Raw genomic sequence first — 19,660 nt, 5'->3', positions numbered from 1 at the left:
GGAATCTGGTTCACGGCAATGGGAATCAGCACGATGGCATTCAACCTGAACGGGTTCAACTTCAACCAATCGATCCTTGATTCTCAAGGTCGAGTGGTGAATACCTGGGCAGACGTACTGAACCGTGCGAACTTGGGCTTTGAAGTAATGCACGAGCGCAACGCTCACAACTTCCCGTTAGACTTGGCAAGTGGCGAACAAGCACCTGTAGCTTTAACCGCACCTTCGATCAACGGCTAAGCTCAACTGTTCGAGTTTTTAAACTCAATAATGGTTAAAGCAAAACCCCTTCTCCTTACTGTGGGAGCGGGGGTTTTGTCGTTTTTGGGTGAATTGCGCGAGACAAAAGGATAGATAAAATTATGTCTCTACGCTTGCGGTAATATCAGTTCAGGTGCTTAAACTAATGCGGGTTCGAGCAGTTTAATTTCAGAGAATCCGAACTCCGTTACGTCGCCGTCGTCAGAACGGATGACGCGATCGCTCAAAATATAGTAATCGCCGACTTTCTCGTAAGTATCCTCAAACTCGCTACGGCTGCCTTTCGGTTCGCCAGTTTTAGGATCGGTATACAGGGAGTCGTAACGATGAGAAAGATATCCTTCTCCGGTATTGTGACTGCTGAAAGTGTGAATGGTGACGACAACGCCGTGGATATGGCGGTGAACCAAACACACTTCATTATCGCGGAGTTTGTAGCGATCGCCTTCTGCTTTTCCGCCCATCAGAATTTCAACCGCTCCGGTTTCATCCGTATCGCCGAAACTAAAGGTATTGTTGCCGTGAGTTTCATCAAAAGTACGGCGAATGCGGTGAATCGATGTTTCCCAGAGTTGATTGTGGATTTCTTTCTTCGCTTCCTCATCGGTTACGTCGAAAACTTCCGCTTTGAGATCGCGATTGACGCGCGCTTTACCCGTAACTACCTTATCGCCTTGTTTTAAGGTGACATTCATCGTATAACCGGGAAAGTTTTTGTCCCAGGTGTAACGGTTTTCGTAGGCGGCGCGAAATAAGTCGCGAGCTTCGATTTGCTCTGTCATGGTATGCTCCGATGTTGATGCTGTTAACATTGAAGTATAGCACAAAATGTTGACAGTGTTAACATAACACTTCAGGGACGATGTAGAGCGCGATGACGCAGCAGAAGAAGAGTTACCACCACGGTGATTTACTCCAAGCCTTAATTGATGCCGCTTTAGATTTAGTGGCGGAAAAAGATGCCAGCGAAGTGTCGTTGCGAGAGATTGCGCGACGAGTGGGGGTATCGCATACCGCCCCCTATCGCCATTTTGCCGATAAGGAGGCGTTACTTGCGGCTGTCGCTAGAGAAGGGTTTCAGCGCTTCAAACAGGAGATTGAAACAGCGATTTTGTCGGCAAGCACTCCCTTAGAGCAATTGGAAAAAGGTGGTTTAACCTATGTGAGTTATGCCCTGAAACATCCAGCGCGCTATCGGATTATGTTTGGGGCGCATGGGGCAAATCCGGAAAAAGCAGATGCAGCAATGGTTGCGGTGGCGAAACAGACGTATTTACCCTTTGCCGATGCGATCGCGCGCGGACAAATTGCGGGTATCTTTCGAGCGGGCAATCCGGAGCCGATGGCGCGAGCATTATGGGCATTATTGCACGGTTTGGCGATGTTGGCGATCGGCGGACACCTGGAAGAAGAAGGCGGTACGATTGAATCTTTATCCAAGGCGATGCTACATCAATTTATTACAGGATTAGTCTGCCTGTAGAGTAACCCAATCATTCGTAATTACGCTCTGGCATCATTCCCCTCAGCCTCGCCCAATCCGCTGCACCCACCCCTTCCGCAACGCCAGATCGATCGCAAAAAACGCGCACAAGCAACAAAACAGGCTCTCTCCCCCAAAAATGATCCAAACGAGAAAATGCTCGCTTAAATCGCGTTCTAGCTCGATTGGTGCAACACCCCGCACGATCGCGAAAGCCGCTACTGCCCCGGATTTGAGGTGCGGGTTATCTTCATCGCGGACGATGTAGCGATAGGTTACGCCAAATAAAAATCCGCTTGCCCACGCTGCCCCCCAGCACAAGGCAGTTTCAACGGTATTATTGCCCTGAAAGGCTGCTAAAACTGGAAGTTCGAGCGTATGGACTGCTACTGTCAAACCATAAGCGATGCAAAATGCCAAACCGCCGATAACACCAACTTTTACAGATTCGATTCGTTCTTCGCGCGAAATAGTCAAGGGTTAAACCAGATTGCAACAGTGAGTATAATAGCCCCGATTGGGAGATGGGGTACTTCGGCAAGCTCAGTTCTGGAAAAAACCGGCTGTCGATAAGCCGAAAACGGAATAAAGCGGGGTTGATATAGCAGTCGGTTGGGTCAAGCACAGCGCGACCCAACCAATATCCCTGAATGTTGGGTCTTATCCCTCTACTCAAGCGACCCTAATTATCCGTTGAATTGTGCGGCATTCAATGCCCCAATAAGCGATCGCGCAAACTCTTGATGCGATCGCGATATTTCGCCGCTTCCTCAAACTCCAAGTTCTTCGCCGCGTCTTTCATCTGCGCTTCCAACTGTTGAATTAAATCGGGAATCTCATCGAGAGAAAGTTCGTCGGCGTGGGTATAAGCATCTTCCAATTGTTGGGAGTTCAAGCGACGGGAAATATCTAAAAATGCCAAAATTGAATTGCTCGATCGCGTCACAATTGACTTTGGCGTAATATTGTGCATCTTATTATACGCCTCTTGAATTCCCCGGCGGCGTTCCGTTTCTTCCATCGCCTTCACCATGCTATCGGTGAGGTTATCCGCATATAAAATCGCCTGTCCTCGCACGTTACGCGCCGCCCGTCCAATCGTTTGAATTAAGGAGCGTTCCGCCCGCAAAAACCCTTCCTTATCCGCATCCATAATCGCCACTAAAGAGACTTCGGGCAAGTCCAATCCCTCCCGCAACAAGTTCACCCCAATCAAAACATCAAACTCGCCATTTCTTAACCCCTGGATAATTTCAATCCGTTCGATCGATTGAATCTCTGAATGCAAGTATCGCACCCGAACGGCTCGCTCTTGTAAATATTCGGTTAAATCTTCCGCCATCCGCTTCGTCAGCGTGGTAATTAGTACCCGTTCCTGGCGCATAACTCGTTCTTTAATCTCGCTCAACAAGTCGTCAACTTGTCCGCTCGTCGGGCGCACAAAAATTTCCGGGTCTAGTACGCCCGTCGGACGAATTACTTGTTCGGCAACTCTTCCCTCGGATTGTTCTATTTCCCAATTCCCAGGTGTAGCAGACACAAAAATGCACTGTCCAACTTTATCCCAAAATTCTTCCGATTTTAAAGGACGATTATCTGCCGCACTGGGCAAGCGAAACCCATGCTCGATTAACACCTTTTTTCGCGCTTGATCGCCGTTATACATCCCGCGAATTTGCGGCACGGTAACGTGAGATTCATCGACGACAAGCAGCCAATCTTTAGGGAAATAATCGATCAAACATTCGGGCGGTTCTCCTGCTTTACGCCCTGCTAAATGCCGCGAATAGTTTTCTACGCCATTACAATAACCCACCTCCCGAAGCAATTCTAAATCGTAGCGGGTACGCTGTCTTAGTCGTTGCGCTTCGAGGAGTTTATTTTCTGCTTCCAATTCTACCAAGCGCGCTTCTAATTCTGCTTCAATATCTTGGCAGGCAGCTTCGAGGCGATCGTCGGGGGTAACGAAGTGGCGCGCGGGGTATAAATTAACGGCAGAAAGACTGTGAAGAATTTCTCCCGTCACTGGATCGAGGTAACGAATCGCATCAATTTCATCACCGAAAAATTCCAGACGAATGACGCGATCTTCGTAAGCGGGAACAATTTCTAAAACATCGCCTTTTAAGCGAAAGTTCCCGCGTTTGAGATCGGCATCGTTGCGCGCATATTGCACTGCCACTAAATCGCGCAATAATTGACGCTGATCGAGTTCTTCACCCACCCGCAATGGAATCGCGGCTTTGAGATACTCGGCGGGCATTCCTAACCCATAAATGCAGCTAATCGAAGCAACAACAATGACATCGCGCCGTTCAAACAGCGATCGCGTTGCTGAATGCCGCAGCATATCAATTTCTTCATTAATCGAAGCCGTTTTCTCGATATAAGTATCGGTGACGGGAAGATAAGCTTCCGGTTGGTAGTAATCGTAATAACTGATAAAATATTCGACTGCGTTATTGGGGAAAAATTGGCGCAGTTCGTTGCACAATTGCGCGGCAAGCGTTTTATTATGAGCGAGAACGAGGGCAGGACGACCGACATTGGCAATCGTTCGCGCGATGGTGTAAGTTTTTCCCGTCCCCGTCGCCCCTAATAGGGTTTGCATCGGGTGTCCAGAACGCAGGGATTCGGTTAATTGCGCGATCGCGCGGGGTTGATCCCCCGTGGGTTCAAAAGGGGCTTGCAAATCGAAGGGAGAGACCATGAGCTAAGAAAGAGTACGATTGAGCGGACAACAGCATAATCCATACGCCTGTACTCTATTTTAACGAATTTAGGAAGTCGAAACCTGTCCTTTTCGTAACACTTATTTATCAATTGATAAATTTTGATAGACTCTTGATGAAGATAGGTGTACTTTATTAATATACCTCGTTCTAAACTCCGATCGGCCTGTACCCTCGAAGCCTTTTGAGTCCAACAACTTTGAACTGTTCGCCTTAGAGAACCGCTAAATTATCGTGACGACCGCCCGCAGAAACGCCAGCAGAAACGCAAGAAGACGCAAAACTACTCCAGTTACTCCCCTAAAAAAAAGCAATACTGAGGAAAGTCCAATGAGTGTAGAAACTGAAACCGAGAAAACTCAAAACGAACCTAAAAAAGTAGAAACAGCGGAAGCAGCGGCGCAAGTCACGGCAGAAAAAGCAGCAGAAGCAGCGGAAAAAGCGAAGCTCGCAAAAACCGCAGAACAGAAAGCAGAAAAAGCCGAAGAAGCAGCAAAAGAAGAATTAGTCCAAGCGGCAAAAGTTGAGACTGAAAAAGCCGAAGAAGTGGCAGAAAAAGCGAAGCTGGCGAAAGCGGCGGAAGCCGAAGCTAAAAGAGCCAAAGAAGCCGCAGAAAAAGCTAAACTAGCTAAAGCAGCGGAAGCGGAAGCGAAAAAAGCACAAGAAGCAAAACGCGCCAGAGTAGCGGAAGCGGAGGCAAAAAAAGCCAAAGAAGCCGCAGAAAAAGCTAAACTAGCTAAAGCAGCGCCAAAAGCCAGAACGGCTCCCGCGTCGAGCGCGAAGTCTGAAAAAGTTAATAACAAAACTGCTAAAGAAAAGTTAGCACAAACATCAAAAGTTAAGGAGCAAAACATGGAAAAGACAAACGACAAAGGTGGATTAGTCCGAGCTTCTAAAAATTCTGACGTTGAAGTGTACCAACCTTTATCATTGCCCAACAATCGCCCTATCGAACCCAGCCATCATGAGATTGTCGGTTCTATTGCTGGAAACCGCCCGGTTTTTTCGAGCGGCTTAGAAGTGACGAACAGTTTAGCGATTTCGGGAAATCGCCCCGTTACCAAAGGACATCTTGTGGTTCACGAAGAGTACAGCGTTATGGGGAATCGTCCCGTCGCTTCTAACGATATTGAAGATATCGATACGCTGATCGGTTATATCGATTAGAGTTGCTCGATTTCTCGATTTTAGAAGGCTGATACCAATTCTCATTTTCAATGCACTAAATTTTGTCTGTAGGGGCATAACACTGTTATGCCCTCGCTCTGGGGAATAGTGCAAAACCTATGGGAATTGGTATGACAAGAATTAATCTTTTCGATCGACAAAAATTCTGACTTAGCCTGTCCTCTTTGTTTGAGTTCGCAGCTTGTGAAATGTAGGGACTTTCCCAGGAAATGTCCCTACTCTTTAGTCGTTAAAAAAACTTTCCTCAAAGCAGGGTCACTCATTACTCATTGCAAAAGCAATATTGTCTAACCCGATAAACATTAAAGTTGCTTGGCGCTCTCCAGTGGGGGTATGCTCGAGTTGTAAGTTGAGATAGCTTGGCGGTTTGTAGGGCAAACGCTGCGCCCATTCAATCGCCGTAATGCCGGGATCGACTTCAATTCCTTCCCAATAAGTTTCGGGGAAAAGTTCGGCGGTTTCTGTTGATTCTAAACGATATAAATCAAAATGATAGAGCGGCAAACGTCCTTCAACGTACTCGTTAATGAGCGTAAAAGTCGGACTGAGAATGGGTTCGTTAATGCCCAATCCGATCGCAAGTCCTCGTACAAAGGTCGTTTTTCCCGCGCCTAAATCGCCTTCGAGGAGAATAACGCTATTGGGGGGCAAGGTTTGGGCTAATTTGCGCCCGAGTTCTAGGGTTGCCTCGGAATTGGCCAGGTGAATGGATTGGGGCAGCGCGGCAGTCATAGTCAGGAAGGAAAGCTTCAGGGTACTAACAACGTCCGGAGGGAAGGTATTAGAGTTCGTAGAGGCGGCGCGTGGCTTCTGCCGATCGCGCCCTTGCCACATACATTTGCTGTTTCGTTAGCGCTTCGCTCAGCTTCTGTTCGAGGTGGCGCAAGTTAGCCCGCATTTGCAGGATTGTCTCGCTGTCCCGCTCGATTTGCGCTTGCAAAGTGCGAGCATTTTTAAGATGAGGTTGGCGCTGAGTCAGGGCGGCTCGGGCTGAAATTTCATCGCCTCGGCTTAAAGCTTCTTTCGCCCGACGCTGCAAGCCCTCAGCGACGGCTTCTTCTTGCAACTTCTGGCGCTCGGTGCGTTTTTGCAAAGCGATCGCGCTGGCAACCGCCTGTCGCAACAGGAGCAATTCTTCTTGCATTGCCCTTAGCGTTTCTCCCAACTCCCCTTCGGGATCGGAGTTCGCGGCGCTCGAGCGACTAGCATTGGCTCGCCGGTTTTGCAAGGTGCGATCGAATAATCCCATCTTGGTTTGACCTATCGATGATAAACCGAAGCTGAATACCCTTGGGCTTGCAGTTGCTTGGCAAGACCTTCTGCTTCTGATTGTCGCAGAAATGCTCCCATTTGAATTTGCGTGCTGCCGCCAAACTGACGCAGATAAGCATCGGGAACAGTCCCTTTTGCTTGTTGCAAGGAAGCTTCGCCTGCATAGTTGCTAATAACGTAGTAGAAGCGATCGCCCTGTTTGGGAGCGGGAGCCGTCTCTACATTACTCGATGGGGAAGTCGCAGGGGAGGGCGAAGCCACGGGCGAAGGGTTAACGGGGGGAATGAGCGCGCGGGTGAGATTGGAAGAATTGTCGGCGGGCGCTACGGCGGCGGGCGGAAGCGGAGGAACGGCGACGGGCGAACTGGCGGGCGTAGGAGGAATTGCGGGTTTGGGACTGCCTTCCACCGTACTTAAATTATCCAGGTTTAACTGTACGAACTCGTCGGTCTCCAGTTTGGGCGATTGGCTGTTAGTAGGAGCCGCAGGAACGGCGGCGGGGGATGGATTTTCGGCGACGGTAGTCTTGGATTTCTGCGCGCGAGAGCCGGTAATTTTACTCACGAGGGCGGGATCGATGAGAGCGGCGGCTAGAAGAGTTCCGGATATTAACAGCAGCAGCATCGAGACGACTCCCAAGGGGGTTAAGAGGCGATCGGCAAGATTGGGGCCTCTAACCGAACGTGGGGGGGCGGGGGGAACGATCGGTTCGGGATCGAGACCGCGTAGCAGTTGTTCGGAGGATTCGAGATAGTCGTTAGGAGCCGATGCGCTCTCAGAAGCCGTTGCAAAGTAGGGCGCGGTTCCGGTTGGCGGTTCTGAGGGGGGCGGTAGCGTTTCGCCCTGCGCTGGCGGTAACAAGGGTTCGGGGGAGGGCGCTTCCGTTGGCTCGTTCATCGGCACGAGGGGTGCGATCGATCCGGGCGCTTCCGTCGTTCCCAAAGAAGTCGTGCGGCGCGAGCCGACATAAGCGCTAGGGGTTGGGCGTTTCGGCGCTGTACTGTCTTCGCTCTCGTGGCGCTGTCGTCGGTATCTTGCTAGCTCGGCTTCGAGTTGTACGTCCATGCAGCTTAAGGCGGCTGCAAGTCGGGAATGGGGGCTAGGGGTTTGGGAAGTTTCAACGGAAGTGCGTCTCTTCATTGCGAACCGTTTTTAGAGGAAGTTTGGCCTTCCAGTTTAGCGAAAGGTTTCTTGGAAGGGAACTGCTTTTTCTTAAGACGGTTAAGAAGTGTGTATTTTTACCGATTGGGTGAGAGAAATCACTGATACGAGAGTGCGCTCTTCACATTCTTTTTGTCTAAATACTTAGGACTGTTTCTTATCTCTTTCTGCTCTGATTAAAGCCAACTCTTATTTTTAACAAAATTTTACATTACCAAGTCTAAAGAAAGTCTTAAAAAAAAAATGACCTCATGAAAGTAAAGACTATTCTAGATAAAGAGAAAATAAAAACTAACTGGTCAGGGTGTATGAAATAAAGTTTTTCGCGATCCCCAGTGTTTTTAGTCCAATCGGCGTTCATTTTCTTGCCGATCTTATATAAATAAAATGAGTCAGCGATCGCGATTTGTATCAAATTGTTAAGACGGTTTTTCTTCAAGGCAAGCTAAAGCAGTAGCGAAATTTTGAAGGCAAAGTTAATCCACTTTATTACTCGAACTAAAGACTTATGAGAGCGCAAACTTTCTCAATGTCAACTTGTCGGTGTTGCCAATATTACAAGCCCGAAGGGCGGCGCGGGGGACAGTGCCAGCAACTTGGCGTTCCAGTTCGAGGATGTTGGAAAGCCTGTAGCATCGGCTCTCCAGCCTTCGATGGCTACAGCAGTCACTTGCAAGAAGATTTTGCGATCCTGGAACACTCGTTGAGGTTAGACTGCATCCCCAGCTACACGGTTGCAGAACAATCCACCGAGCTTGAGAGCGTGGCGACATCTAAACCACCCGTCAAAGCTGCTTAATCGAGAGCTTCAAGCCAAAAACCGGACTTTTAGGGCGCACTTGCTTTGAAAGTCCGGTTTTGTTATTAAAAGCCTCCAGGTAAACCGCTTAAGGCAACCAAGGATATTGACGAAAATCTGGCTTGCGTTTTTCGAGGAACGCTTGTTTGCCCTCGCTTCCCTCCTCGGTCATGTAGTAGAGTAAGGTGGCATTGCCCGCGAGTTCTTGCAGTCCGGCTTGCCCGTCGCAGTCGGCATTGAAGGCAGCTTTCAGACAGCGAATCGCGATCGGACTTTTTTCAAGAATTTCTTGCGCCCATTGAATCCCTTCCGCTTCAAGCTGTTCGACGGGAACGACGCAATTCACCAACCCCATTTCTAGTGCTTGCGCGGCATTATATTGGCGACAGAGAAACCAGATTTCTCGTGCTTTCTTTTGCCCGACGATGCGCGCGAGGTAGGATGCACCAAAACCGCCGTCAAAACTCCCGACTTTCGGCCCTGTTTGCCCAAAAATGGCGTTATCGGCAGCAATTGTCAGGTCGCAAATGAGGTGCAAAACGTGACCGCCCCCGATCGCGTATCCTGAAACTAGCGCAATAATCACTTTGGGGAGCGATCGCATCAAGCGTTGCAAATCTAACACATTCAAGCGCGGCGTACCCTCATCGTCAATGTACCCTGCTTTGCCCCGCACGCTTTGATCCCCGCCGGAACAAAAGGCATATTTCCCATCCGTATGCGGACCCGCGCCAGTGAATAATACAACGCCAATTTCCGGATCTTCGCGGACATCACAAAACGCATCGTACAGTTCAAACACCGTTTTCGGGCGGAACGCATTGCGCTTGTGAGGGCGGTTAATCGTTATCTTAGCGATACCGTCGGCTTTGTGAAAAAGGATATCTTCGTAGGTTTTGGCGGTTTGCCATTCAATTTGCATTTTTTAGGTCATTTCAAAAAATGAGGACATAGCAATGCTATGTCCCTACCGACTCCGGGTAAACTCGCTCTCTCTAATCTTAATTTTTGATAAAAAGACTTGACAAAATTATCACTAAGCCAAGGCATTTCCCGTCAAGCTGAAAGCCCGCACGTCGGTAATTTCGACCCGAACGAGCTTTCCTTTCAACTCCTCAATCTTACCGTTGCAGAACGTCAGCCGATTGCCGCGCGTCCGCCCCATCACTTGCGCCGAATTTTTGGGGTTTTGGTCTTCGATTAACACTTCTTCGATTCGTCCGAGATAACGCAGCGAACGTTCGGCAGCTTTGATGGAAACGAGATGGTTGAGTCGCTGGAGGCGATCGCTCTTTTCCTCCTCGCTTAACTGATTGTCCCACAGCGCGGCGGGCGTACCCGGGCGCGGCGAGTAGGCAGCCGTATTGAGTTGGTCGAAACCGATATCTTCGACCAATTTCAGCGTATTTTCAAACTGTTGCTCGGTTTCGCCGGGAAAACCAACAATTGCATCGGCACTAATTGACGCATCGGGCATCATTTCGCGGATGCGGGCGATAATGCGGCGGTACTTTTCGTGGGTATAGCCCCGCGCCATCGCTTTTAGAACCTCGTTATCGCCAGATTGGAAGGGAATGTGGAAATGCTCGCAAACTTTGGGGAGTTCCTGACAAGCGCGGATCAGGCGATCGCTAAAATAGCGAGGGTGACTGGTCGCGAAGCGAATGCGATCGATCCCTTCCACGTCATGGACGAAATACAATAAATCCGTCAGCGTGTGTTGGTATCGTCCTTCTGGCGTAACTCCCGGCAAATCGCGCCCGTAAGCATCGATATTCTGCCCCAACAGCGTCACTTCCTTAAAACCCTGCCGTCCCAACGTCTCCATTTCCGCGCGAATTGCTTCCGGGGTGCGGGATTGTTCGGTTCCGCGCACGCTGGGAACGACGCAATAAGTACAGCGTTCGTTGCACCCATAAATGACGTTTACCCACGCCGTCACCGTACTGTCCCGGCGCGGTTTAGTAATATCTTCGACAATATGAATCGGTTCGGTGGCAACCACTTGGCTGCCCGCAAATACCTGTTCCAGCAAATCTTGCAAGCGATTGGCGTGCTGCGGGCCCATCACCAAGTCTAACTCCGGGACGCGGCGCAACAATTGTTCGCCTTCCTGCTGGGCGACGCAACCGGCAACAATCAGGGTTAAATCCGGCTGTTCGTGCTTGCGTTTGGCTTGTCGTCCCAGGTAAGAATAGACCTTTTGTTCGGCGTTATCGCGAATCGTGCAGGTATTGTAGAGAATCACATCTGCACTCAGGGGATCTTCAGACCATTGCAATCCCATATTTTCGAGAACGCCAGCCATGCGTTCCGAGTCGGCTTTGTTCATCTGACAGCCGAAGGTAGTGATGTGGTAGCGGCGGGGCATTGCGGTCATTAGAGTTATCGGGTTATCAGCGATGGGTGACTATCGCCCTAAAAAAGACGCAGATTCAACTCAGTGATGTAAGTTAAAAACGGCGATCGGGCAAGCAATGTTCTATTTTACCGAAATTTTGGGTTTGTAGGGCAGAGCAGTGCTATGCTCCTACAGTTGTGCTACATATAGCTCCGTAGCTTCGTAGGGTGTGTTAGCGAAGCGTAACGCACCATTGGCTTAAGGCGAACCTACTCCTCTCCTATTTCCGTTAAATATTCCCCCAAATACAACCGGACAAAGGTATCAGCCGCCTTCGGATCGATCTGTTGTAAAGCCGACGCGATCGCAGCGATATTATCTCCGGTTGGGTCTGCAAGCTCGCGAACCCAACGGTAAATGACAGACCGCCGAACCCCCATAACCCGGAAACATCCAGCGAACTCATTCGGTATTCAGAACCCCATCGGTGAAGTTGTAAAAATTACGATTTATTTGATTTTAATTCAAGTTGCAGAACGATTAACCAACTCTTGAGGATGAACGATTACTACATCTGACACGGCAGTAAAATCGCTTGGATTAAAAGTTAAAAGATGAGAAACTTGATGGGATAGCATGACAGCAATCAGACGCACATCATGAGTTCGCTTTCCGATAATATTTCCAGTCTTAACGAGTGCTAACCAGTTTAAAAAAACTCGATCGGACTCCTCTAAAAGGGGGAACTGTTGTAGAAGCATCTCTACAACGTCCTGTGTCTTGGCAGTATTCCATCCCAAACCATTAACTTCTACAGGGCGCGTAGCAACTACCCAAAATTCAATTAAGACTTGGGCAGTTAGTACGCACTCATCTCCTTGTTCTAACAGCAAAGAAATCGCTTTGACAGCTACTTCAGAGCTAGATGAAGAGAGATCGTAAGCGCGCAACAGAATATTAGTATCGAGTAAATATCGAGTCATTCGTCATACATCGTATCGCGATGGAGAGCTATTTCGGGTAAGTTTACCCCTAATGTTCCCGCCCACTTTACAGATTCTTGCCATTGTCGAGCGCGTCTTTCAGGAGTTAAAGTTTGTCTGAAGGAAACGTTAGTTGGCTTGGGGTGGGACACAAATTCTAAAAAAGCGATAAAGTTAGCAACTTGTTTTAATTGCTCTTCGTTTAACCCCTCTAATTGTTGTCTCAGGCTTTCTTTTAGTTCAATCATCTTATCTTAGAATTAAATTCAACCATTCAAAACTGCGGAGCAAAAACACATCTAAATTGGGTACAGGAGAGCGCCCCATCATTCCCTCTCCCCTTCAACCTACCGCATAATCGGTATATTGACGAATAGAAGGCGGATGAAACCCTAAAACAATATCTTGCTTCGGCACATCAAGCTCTACCAAATCTGCTGCAATATCGTGTTCTGTCGCGTTATAAAAAATCCAAATCTTCTCATTCCGAATTGCCAAATGAATGGTGCAATGGTGAACCCAGCGGCGATGATGCCAGCCCCAATGCAAGATTTGATAATGATGTCTCTCTAAGTCGAAAATAGTCGCGACTTCAAAATCTCCGTAAGCAGGCTTAACTTCAGCATATTGTAGAAGTAAATCTCTAACGATTTCTGAATATTGGATCGATTTATTCATGAATCCTTCCAGAGAACGATCTCCTGGTTATCGATGTTATAGACTACGATACTGACTAAATTTTCCTGAAGCATTTGTGCGGGAAAATCAAGCTGAAAAAATGTATGATAAGTGAGTTCTGGAACTCCTAAATAAAGAAAGCGCTCTGGTTCTTCTCGTCGCAGAGCCGCTCGATAATTAATAAATTGTCCCAAAGCAGTATGAAATTCTGAAATTGCCGATGCACTTGCTAAAAAACTTTTGACTTCAATCGCAATTTTTTCGTCACCTCGCTCGGCTCCCAATAGGCGTTCTGCTCCTAGGTCAATTTCCATTTCAACCCCGCCGACTTTAAGCTGAAGCGGATCGTGCGTTACGTTCCACCCGTCTTTGATTAAAGCTGCTTTAACAATGTTATGAAATCGATCCCTTGCCACGCGACGCAAGCCCGTTTGTAGATTGATTGCTGTTTTAATCTGATTATAGCTTTTTATCCGCCCCACATCCCCTGCAATTCCGCCGCCGAAACGCCCAAGATTGTCGCCGCCGATGTTAAGAATTCTTCGTCTTGGGTGGCTTGGTAAATTTGGGAAAGACAGGGTAGCGAGAAGGTTTGGATGTTGTATTCATCGCCATACTCTGCCCAAATTTGCAAGCACTTTAAATGATTAGCTTTTGCTTCCTCATATTCCTCTAAATCTATCGCCACATTTCCCAAACAACAGTAGGTACTCGCTTGGCTGTAGCGATCGCTGAATTCGATCTTAATTGCTAAAGCCTGTTGGTAATGCTCCCGCGCACTGTCCCACTCTCGCAATTCTTGGGCAACGATTCCCAATTGGTGGTAGGTACTCGCTTGGCTGTAGCGATCGCTGAATTCGATGTAGATTGCTAAAGCCTGTTGGTAAAGCTCGCGCGCTGTGTCCCACTCTCGCAATTCTTGGGCAACCATTGCCAAATTGTGGTAGGTTTTGCCTTGTTCGTAGCGATCGCTGAATTCGATGTAGATTGCTAAAGCCTGTTGGTAAAGCTCGCGCGCTGTGTCCCACTCTCGCAACTCTTGGGCAACGCCTCCCAAATTGTGGTAGGTTTTGCCTTGGTTGTAGCGATCGCTGAATTCGATGTAGATTGCTAAAGCCTGTTGGTAATACTCGCGCGCGCTGTCCCATTCTCGCAATTCTTGGGCAACGATTCCCAAATTGTGGTAGGTACTCGCTTGGCTGTAGCGATCGCTGAATTCGATGTCGATTGCTAAAGCCTGTTGGTAATACTCGCGCGCGGTGTCCCAGTCTCGCAATTCTTGGGCAACGATTCCCAAATTGTGGTAGGTACTGGCTTGGCTGTAGCGATCGCCCTCTTGCTTTTCTATCTCCAAACAGCGCTGATAGTTGTCTTTTGCACGCTCGAACTGTCGCAACGCCAACGCTACATTCCCCAAACCAAACCATGCTGCTGCTACTCCGCTGCGATCGCCGATGGTTGCTGCCAACTCCCGCGCGCGATTGTAGGCTGCGATCGCCTCGTCAAATTTGCGAGCCTCTTCATAAGCATTGCCAAGCTGACGATATATACTCAGTTGCAACTGATTATCTTGCCGTTCCCCTGCCAGTTTGAGGGCTTCCTGGAAATAATCGGCAGCTTTATAGGCTCGTTTTTGGGTGAGGTAAGCCAGCCCCAATTTGTAGTAAATATCGGCACAAGTCGCTAAATTTTTGGCTGCGATTGGCTGTCCGGAAGGATGATATTCCATCAGCAACCGCCCGAGGCGATCGATTTGTTCTTGGTTTTCCTCGGAAGCGATTGTGGGAGGAATAGAATCTAGCGCTTGACTGCGAATTATTTCGCGCGTTTCTGGCAAAGTTTTAAAGGTTAATACCGTCGATTCCCACGCCCAAAAATCTGGCGCATACTTAGCAACGCGCGCGATGGCATAGTCGGGCAAAAAGAATAAAATCGGGTGAGGAACGCTAGTGCGATACGCATCGCGAACAAAGTTTAAATCTTGGAGAACGGGCGGGTAAGAACCGATGCTATCAGTGCCAATGGCCGCTTCCAATCCGCGCAAAATAACGACTAATTTTTTTCCGTCCGTAACGGCGAGTTTTTCCAGCCGTAGCACTAGGGCATCCCGCAAAAATCTCAAGTCCGGTTCCCGGGAAAAATCCATCACTTCAATCTGAAGCTCCGCACAATCGGGATGTTGCTTCAAAGCTTCAATCAAAATATCCCCATCCCGCACAAAATTAATCTCGATAAAACCGATTGTCAATCCTTCAGCAAAATCTAAAAACGTCAGCAGTTGTGCAAATTCCTGCTCGTTTAGCTCTAAAAAAGGGTCGTCTAAAATGGTGCGAGACGCGGCTGTCATGGGAGGTTAGCCTCTAAAGCCTGTTGAAAAAATGCACTGCGTTTCACGACCGGGTTGGGATAATTCCAGCGATCGCTGCCGTTATATTCCAACACGGAAGTATTGAACAGCATTAACTGCCCGATTTCGTCTTTTGTTACATTTTTAGTCAGACAAACGCGCGCAATCAAAGGATAGTGTTCGTCGGGCAAAAATCGCTCGAAATTAAACTGTTGTTGGTTGATGGCGTAGGTCACATCTTCCGCTTGAATTTTGGCATGATTTCGCGTCGCTGCTGTCTGACAAGCCGAGCGCATCATCTGCATCAATTGACGAACGTGACCGCCGCTCGCTTTCACGAGATCGATCTCTCCTTCGAGCTTTTATTATATAGCTGTCGCCCATCGCCACTACCCTCTGCATTCCCGCCGCCATCGAACGACTGTCCAAGCTGGTTTCCCGCGCTGAAATCCCCTGCTTAGTCCCGCTTATCCACGGAGAGGGATTTGCTTGGCATTCCCCTTTCGATGCAGAGTTGGCTGAGTTGGGCGCTGAAATTTCGGGACTCGCTGCAAACGTCGGTTTTTAACGCATCCCAAATTCGTGCGAAAATAGAAAGCGCTGCAATTGCGCGATCGCACTTAATCTATAAATACCTTCATGCTCCGAAAAATCTCTCTTGGCAACCTCGGTTTAGTCGTCGGCGGTGCGATGACCCTCATCGGAATTACCTCCTACTTCCTCAACCTCAACCCCACTCTTGACCTTATCGGCATTTTTTACGGCGGTCCCATCCTCCTCGGTGGATTCGCCCTGAAAGCTGCCGAACTCAAACCCGCCACCTACAGCCAAGAAACCCCCCCTGAAGTCGTCGCCCTGCGCGAACAGCAAGCCACCAAAATCCAAAATCAAATTCGCAGCGATGTAACCCGCTTTCGCTACGGCCAAGAAGTTCATTTAGACGATTCTTTACAGCGTTTGGGGTTGAGTCCCACTGACGAAGAACGACCCATCCTCCGAAGCGTGCGCGAAGAAAATCGAGACGGTTCTTATACTTTAGTTCTCGAATTTGAATCTCCTTTCATGACCTTAGAAACCTGGCAGCAACGCCGAGAAAAAATTGAGAAGTTCTTCGGCCCCGGAATTCGAGTTGAGTTGAATCAGCCCAAACAAGATTGGGTGGAAGCGGCTTTGATTTCCACGGGAAACGAGTAAGTTCTTTAGGAATGCGTAAGGGCGCATTATTGTCAACTTTAAGCTTAAACCTGCTCGCACAGCCCGCCTTGGGTTCAAATCCAAGGCTAATAACTCAAGTCCTCTTCAGAAGACTGGGAAATTCAGATGTATCCAACCCGTTTCAACGGGTTTCAGCTATCAGCCAGGAACTTGAGTTCCTGGCAGGCTTTGCTCGTTTTTAAGTTTCCGGTTTAATTTTGAAATTGGTAATTTACCGAACTATTTTTCTAACCGAACGACATACCATTGAAGATATTGCCCCGGCGCAACATCAAACTCGCAGGAGGATTCCATTAAATATTTCGCTTGTTCGCCGACCGTAGAAAAGCGTTTTAAATCTCGCGGTATGTCTTCTCGATCGCGTAAAATATTTTCAAGCTTTTCGAGTAATTCCTCCGGCGAAAGAAAGACTTCGGGTTGGTCGGGTTCGAGGACGACGTAAGCATCCTCTTGGTACATAATTGAATCGGGCATCGCTCGAAAGAATCGTTGATAGGTGTAAAACGTTAGACTGTAACAGCATTGCTCCCCTCATCTTACATGACAAATCCGTTTCTTTCTTTGCCCTACGAAACCGCCTTGGAAGACCTCGGCGGCGATTACTACGATCTCGTAACAGCAGCCGAATTTCCTCAATATCTCCTCCGTTTCCGCAACGATGCGCTCCTAAAAATCCTGGGACTCGATCCCCAACAAGTCAGAGACGATGATTTTATCGAAGCTTTCGGCTTGTTTCAGGGGGTTCGCCCGTTCCTAGCCCTGCGCTATCACGGCTATCAGTTTGGCGAGTACAATCCCTATTTGGGGGACGGGCGCGGTTTTCTCTACGGACAGGTACGCGGTCGGGATGGGGAATTGTATGATTTTGGGACGAAGGGTTCGGGAAGAACGCCTTATTCGCGCACGGCGGACGGACGATTGACGCTTAAGGGCGGCGTGCGGGAGGTTTTAGCGGCGGAAGCGTTGCATCGGTTGGGCGTAACGACCTCGCGCTGTTTGAGTTTGATTGAAACCGGGGAGTCGCTGTGGCGCGGTGACGAACCTTCGCCGACTCGTTCTTCGGTGATGGTGCGTTTTAGTCGCTCTCACATTCGTTTCGGAACCTTTGAACGGCTGCATTTTTTCCAGGAACCGGAGTTAATTGCGAAACTTTTAGACCATGTTATTGCGGTTTATTATCCAAAAATTGACCCACAAGCCGAAGATCGTTACGTGCGCTTCTATGCGGAGTTAGTGCAGCGGGTGGCAACCTTGGCGGCGCAGTGGATGGCGGCGGGCTTCTGTCACGGGGTTTTAAATACGGATAATATGTCGATCGCGGGGGAAAGTTTCGATTACGGGCCGTATGCTTTCATTCCGACTTACAATCTCGATTTTACGGCGGCTTATTTCGACAGCGGCAGACGTTATTGTTACGGCAATCAACCGGGAATTTGCAAACTGAATTTGGAAATGTTGCAAGCGCCGCTGCGATTGGTGGCGGTGAAGGCAGATTTAGAGGCGGAATTGGCGAATTTTTCGGAGTATTATTTTGCGGCTTACCAGCAGTTGATGCTGCAAAAGCTCGGTTTTGTGGAACTTCCGGAGGAGATGGCGAGGGAGTTAGTCGGGCAAACGGTGCAGTTGTTGCAAGAGTCGCAAGTCGCCTACCATGCCTTTTTTGCAGGGCTTGCAGAACGCTTCGATCGCGAATGGCGTTCGTCGGTGACGAGGGTTATTGAGGGGGTAGATTTACCGCGAGAAATTGCTGAGGCATGGTGCGAGACTTATTATCGCTGTTTGAATGAGTTGCCGGGAGAGGAAATGGATCGAGTGCGCGATCGCTTGCGGGAACGAAATCCGAAAACGGCGTTGCTGCGCCCGGTGATTGAGTCGGCGTGGGAAGCGATCGCGCAGGAGGATAACTGGCAGCCTTTTCACGATCTCGTAGCAGCAGTTCGCGCCAAAGATTGAAGCCTTGCGATACGATCGTCTGTAGAAGCGCTGAGAGTAGGGTGTGGGAATTTCTACACAAATCTTCGGAATATTTTCATGGCGTGATTGCGAGAGGGGAACGACAATGAGAGGAAATGCTGTCGCATAAGTAAGCCAAAGAGGGAAAGGAACGCGAATGGACGATTTGGCTCAATATTACAGAGTGTTGGGATTAGAACCTGGGGCTTCTCTTGAAGAGATCAACCAGGCTTATAAGGATTTGGTGTTCGTTTGGCATCCCGATCGCATCCCTCAAGAAAATCAGCGACTCCAGCAAAAAGCCCACGATCAGATCAAGGCGATTAACGAAGCGCGCGATAAATTACGTTCCCACCGGAGCAGTTCCTCGAAAACCGCTTCGCAATCGTCGTCCTCATCTTCTTATAACAACGGCTACTCATCCGCTTCGCAATCCGCCTACGAGCGCGGCTACTCATCCGCTCCGCGATCGCCCTATAATTACGGTCACGCCTCGCAACGCAGCCATTCTACCTCCGAGCATAGCTCCTCGCAGCACAGCCATTCCACCTATAACAATGGCTATTCGCAGCGAAGTTATTCCTCTTCTAGCAACGGTTACTCGCAGCGCGGTTACTCATCCTCCAATAATGGTTATTCCCAACAACCGCGAGAGTCCGACGCTTCCCACGCTTCCCACGCGCCCTCTTCGCCTTACACGCCCAACCGCGATCGCGAACACCACGATCGCGCTTCCTCTCACGTTCGCCACTACCGTTCCGATCCAGACTTAAGCGGGCGCGACTTCAGCGGTATGGATTTAAAAGAACGAGATTTCTCGCGCCGCAATCTCAGTAACGCCAACCTCAGTAACGCCGATCTCAGCGATGGATTTCTGCATCGCATCAACCTTGAAGGTGCAGATCTTTCTCGCGCTAAACTCTTCCGCGCTAATTTACTCGAAGCGAACTTAAGAAACGCCAACCTTAAGGGTGCAAATCTCATCGGCGCAGACTTAAGCGGTGCAGACTTAAGCGGTGCGGACTTAACCGGCGCAAAAATGGGATCGGGTAATAAATGGTTCGTCAAAATGACCGGCGCAATTTTGACCGGCGCGACACTTCCCGACGGCACGAAATGCACGAGATAATGGATAATTGATAATGAAATATAGCATTACTTAAAACGTGAATCTACGTTTTTAAGTGCTAAAGTCTTTGCTGGTGGGCGCTGCCCACCCTACGAAATGTCTGCGTTTTGAAGTGCTA

General features: G+C 49.0%; 22 protein-coding genes and 1 pseudogene. 7 read left to right on the top strand and 16 right to left on the bottom strand.

Going from position 1 to position 19,660, the window contains the following annotated elements; all coding sequences use genetic code 11:
• A pseudogene (locus tag H6G50_RS13160) lies at positions 1-240 on the top strand (photosystem II q(b) protein); the annotation flags it as partial.
• Positions 241-398: 158 nt separating this feature from the next.
• Here the strand turns inward: H6G50_RS13160 and H6G50_RS13155 are convergent.
• Complete coding sequence (locus H6G50_RS13155; protein WP_190716941.1) at positions 399-1,043, bottom strand: DUF3386 domain-containing protein; 645 nt, start codon at positions 1,041-1,043, stop codon at positions 399-401.
• Between the two features lie 92 nt (positions 1,044-1,135).
• Here H6G50_RS13155 and H6G50_RS13150 point away from each other — a divergent pair, with 92 nt between their 5' ends.
• Positions 1,136-1,744, top strand: a complete 609-nt coding sequence (locus H6G50_RS13150) for a TetR/AcrR family transcriptional regulator (protein ID WP_190716939.1) — start codon at positions 1,136-1,138, stop codon at positions 1,742-1,744.
• A gap of 42 nt (positions 1,745-1,786) precedes the next feature.
• Here the strand turns inward: H6G50_RS13150 and H6G50_RS13145 are convergent, their stop codons facing one another.
• Together H6G50_RS13145 and uvrB are read right to left on the bottom strand one after the other, a co-directional pair.
• Positions 1,787-2,221: a hypothetical protein gene (locus tag H6G50_RS13145; RefSeq protein ID WP_190716936.1), complete on the bottom strand. Its 435-nt coding sequence runs from the start codon at positions 2,219-2,221 to the stop codon at positions 1,787-1,789.
• A 232-nt stretch (positions 2,222-2,453) separates the two neighbouring features.
• A complete protein-coding gene (gene uvrB / locus H6G50_RS13140; protein ID WP_190716934.1) occupies positions 2,454-4,454 on the bottom strand; it encodes an excinuclease ABC subunit UvrB in 2,001 nt (666 codons plus the stop codon).
• A 352-nt stretch (positions 4,455-4,806) separates the two neighbouring features.
• On the opposite strand from uvrB, the gene H6G50_RS13135 reads away from it, so the two are divergent.
• Positions 4,807-5,643, top strand: coding sequence for a hypothetical protein (locus H6G50_RS13135; RefSeq protein WP_190716933.1), 837 nt, complete (start codon positions 4,807-4,809; stop codon positions 5,641-5,643).
• Positions 5,644-5,919: 276 nt separating this feature from the next.
• On the opposite strand, the gene tsaE is transcribed toward H6G50_RS13135, so the two are convergent.
• The 3 genes from tsaE to H6G50_RS13120 are packed head-to-tail and all read right to left on the bottom strand — an operon-like array spanning position 5,920 to position 8,076.
• A complete protein-coding gene (tsaE, locus tag H6G50_RS13130) occupies positions 5,920-6,396 on the bottom strand; it encodes a tRNA (adenosine(37)-N6)-threonylcarbamoyltransferase complex ATPase subunit type 1 TsaE (RefSeq protein WP_190716931.1) in 477 nt (158 codons plus the stop codon).
• Between the two features lie 49 nt (positions 6,397-6,445).
• Positions 6,446-6,913, bottom strand: coding sequence for a PspA/IM30 family protein (locus H6G50_RS13125; protein ID WP_190716929.1), 468 nt, complete (start codon positions 6,911-6,913; stop codon positions 6,446-6,448).
• 11 nt (positions 6,914-6,924) lie between these two features.
• A complete protein-coding gene (locus tag H6G50_RS13120) occupies positions 6,925-8,076 on the bottom strand; it encodes a hypothetical protein (RefSeq protein ID WP_190716927.1) in 1,152 nt (383 codons plus the stop codon).
• Positions 8,077-8,626: 550 nt separating this feature from the next.
• On the opposite strand from H6G50_RS13120, the gene H6G50_RS13115 reads away from it, so the two are divergent.
• On the top strand, positions 8,627-8,896 hold the full coding sequence (locus tag H6G50_RS13115; protein ID WP_242032811.1) for a hypothetical protein: 270 nt from the start codon (positions 8,627-8,629) through the stop codon (positions 8,894-8,896).
• Between the two features lie 88 nt (positions 8,897-8,984).
• Here the strand turns inward: H6G50_RS13115 and menB are convergent, their stop codons facing one another.
• The 9 genes from menB to H6G50_RS13070 form a co-directional block, all read right to left on the bottom strand.
• Positions 8,985-9,818: a 1,4-dihydroxy-2-naphthoyl-CoA synthase gene (gene menB, locus H6G50_RS13110; RefSeq protein WP_190716924.1), complete on the bottom strand. Its 834-nt coding sequence runs from the start codon at positions 9,816-9,818 to the stop codon at positions 8,985-8,987.
• Between the two features lie 114 nt (positions 9,819-9,932).
• On the bottom strand, positions 9,933-11,276 hold the full coding sequence (miaB, locus tag H6G50_RS13105; RefSeq protein ID WP_190716922.1) for a tRNA (N6-isopentenyl adenosine(37)-C2)-methylthiotransferase MiaB: 1,344 nt from the start codon (positions 11,274-11,276) through the stop codon (positions 9,933-9,935).
• Positions 11,277-11,506: 230 nt separating this feature from the next.
• Positions 11,507-11,677, bottom strand: a complete 171-nt coding sequence (locus tag H6G50_RS13100) for a hypothetical protein (RefSeq protein ID WP_190716920.1) — start codon at positions 11,675-11,677, stop codon at positions 11,507-11,509.
• 84 nt (positions 11,678-11,761) lie between these two features.
• Positions 11,762-12,220 carry a PIN domain-containing protein gene (locus H6G50_RS13095; RefSeq protein ID WP_190716918.1) on the bottom strand — a complete coding sequence of 153 codons (459 nt, stop codon included), beginning with the start codon at positions 12,218-12,220 and terminating at the stop codon, positions 11,762-11,764.
• Positions 12,217-12,468, bottom strand: coding sequence for a hypothetical protein (locus H6G50_RS13090; protein ID WP_190716916.1), 252 nt, complete (start codon positions 12,466-12,468; stop codon positions 12,217-12,219). The genes H6G50_RS13095 and H6G50_RS13090 overlap by 4 nt, the downstream gene beginning before the upstream one ends.
• 94 nt (positions 12,469-12,562) lie before the next feature.
• Positions 12,563-12,898: a XisI protein gene (locus H6G50_RS13085; RefSeq protein WP_190716914.1), complete on the bottom strand. Its 336-nt coding sequence runs from the start codon at positions 12,896-12,898 to the stop codon at positions 12,563-12,565.
• Complete coding sequence (locus H6G50_RS13080) at positions 12,895-13,314, bottom strand: XisH family protein (protein ID WP_190716912.1); 420 nt, start codon at positions 13,312-13,314, stop codon at positions 12,895-12,897. The genes H6G50_RS13085 and H6G50_RS13080 overlap by 4 nt, the downstream gene beginning before the upstream one ends.
• 53 nt (positions 13,315-13,367) lie before the next feature.
• Positions 13,368-15,245, bottom strand: a complete 1,878-nt coding sequence (locus H6G50_RS13075) for a tetratricopeptide repeat protein (protein WP_190716911.1) — start codon at positions 15,243-15,245, stop codon at positions 13,368-13,370.
• Positions 15,242-15,583: a hypothetical protein gene (locus H6G50_RS13070; RefSeq protein ID WP_242032810.1), complete on the bottom strand. Its 342-nt coding sequence runs from the start codon at positions 15,581-15,583 to the stop codon at positions 15,242-15,244. The genes H6G50_RS13075 and H6G50_RS13070 overlap by 4 nt, the downstream gene beginning before the upstream one ends.
• A 301-nt stretch (positions 15,584-15,884) precedes the next feature.
• On the opposite strand from H6G50_RS13070, the gene H6G50_RS13065 reads away from it, so the two are divergent.
• On the top strand, positions 15,885-16,439 hold the full coding sequence (locus H6G50_RS13065) for a DUF2854 domain-containing protein (protein ID WP_190716909.1): 555 nt from the start codon (positions 15,885-15,887) through the stop codon (positions 16,437-16,439).
• 240 nt (positions 16,440-16,679) lie between these two features.
• Here H6G50_RS13065 and H6G50_RS13060 read toward each other — a convergent pair whose 3' ends face one another.
• Positions 16,680-16,934: a chlororespiratory reduction protein 7 gene (locus tag H6G50_RS13060; RefSeq protein ID WP_190716907.1), complete on the bottom strand. Its 255-nt coding sequence runs from the start codon at positions 16,932-16,934 to the stop codon at positions 16,680-16,682.
• 66 nt (positions 16,935-17,000) lie between these two features.
• Between H6G50_RS13060 and H6G50_RS13055 the strand changes: the two genes are divergently transcribed.
• Both H6G50_RS13055 and H6G50_RS13050 read left to right on the top strand, forming a co-directional pair.
• A complete protein-coding gene (locus H6G50_RS13055; RefSeq protein ID WP_190716905.1) occupies positions 17,001-18,413 on the top strand; it encodes a YdiU family protein in 1,413 nt (470 codons plus the stop codon).
• 157 nt (positions 18,414-18,570) lie between these two features.
• Positions 18,571-19,542, top strand: a complete 972-nt coding sequence (locus H6G50_RS13050) for a pentapeptide repeat-containing protein (RefSeq protein WP_190716903.1) — start codon at positions 18,571-18,573, stop codon at positions 19,540-19,542.
• Positions 19,543-19,660: the final 118 nt, after the last annotated feature.

The organism is Oscillatoria sp. FACHB-1406, assembly GCF_014698145.1.
Taxonomy (GTDB): domain Bacteria; phylum Cyanobacteriota; class Cyanobacteriia; order Cyanobacteriales; family Spirulinaceae; genus FACHB-1406.
This window is presented reverse-complemented; position numbering and strand designations above follow the sequence as displayed.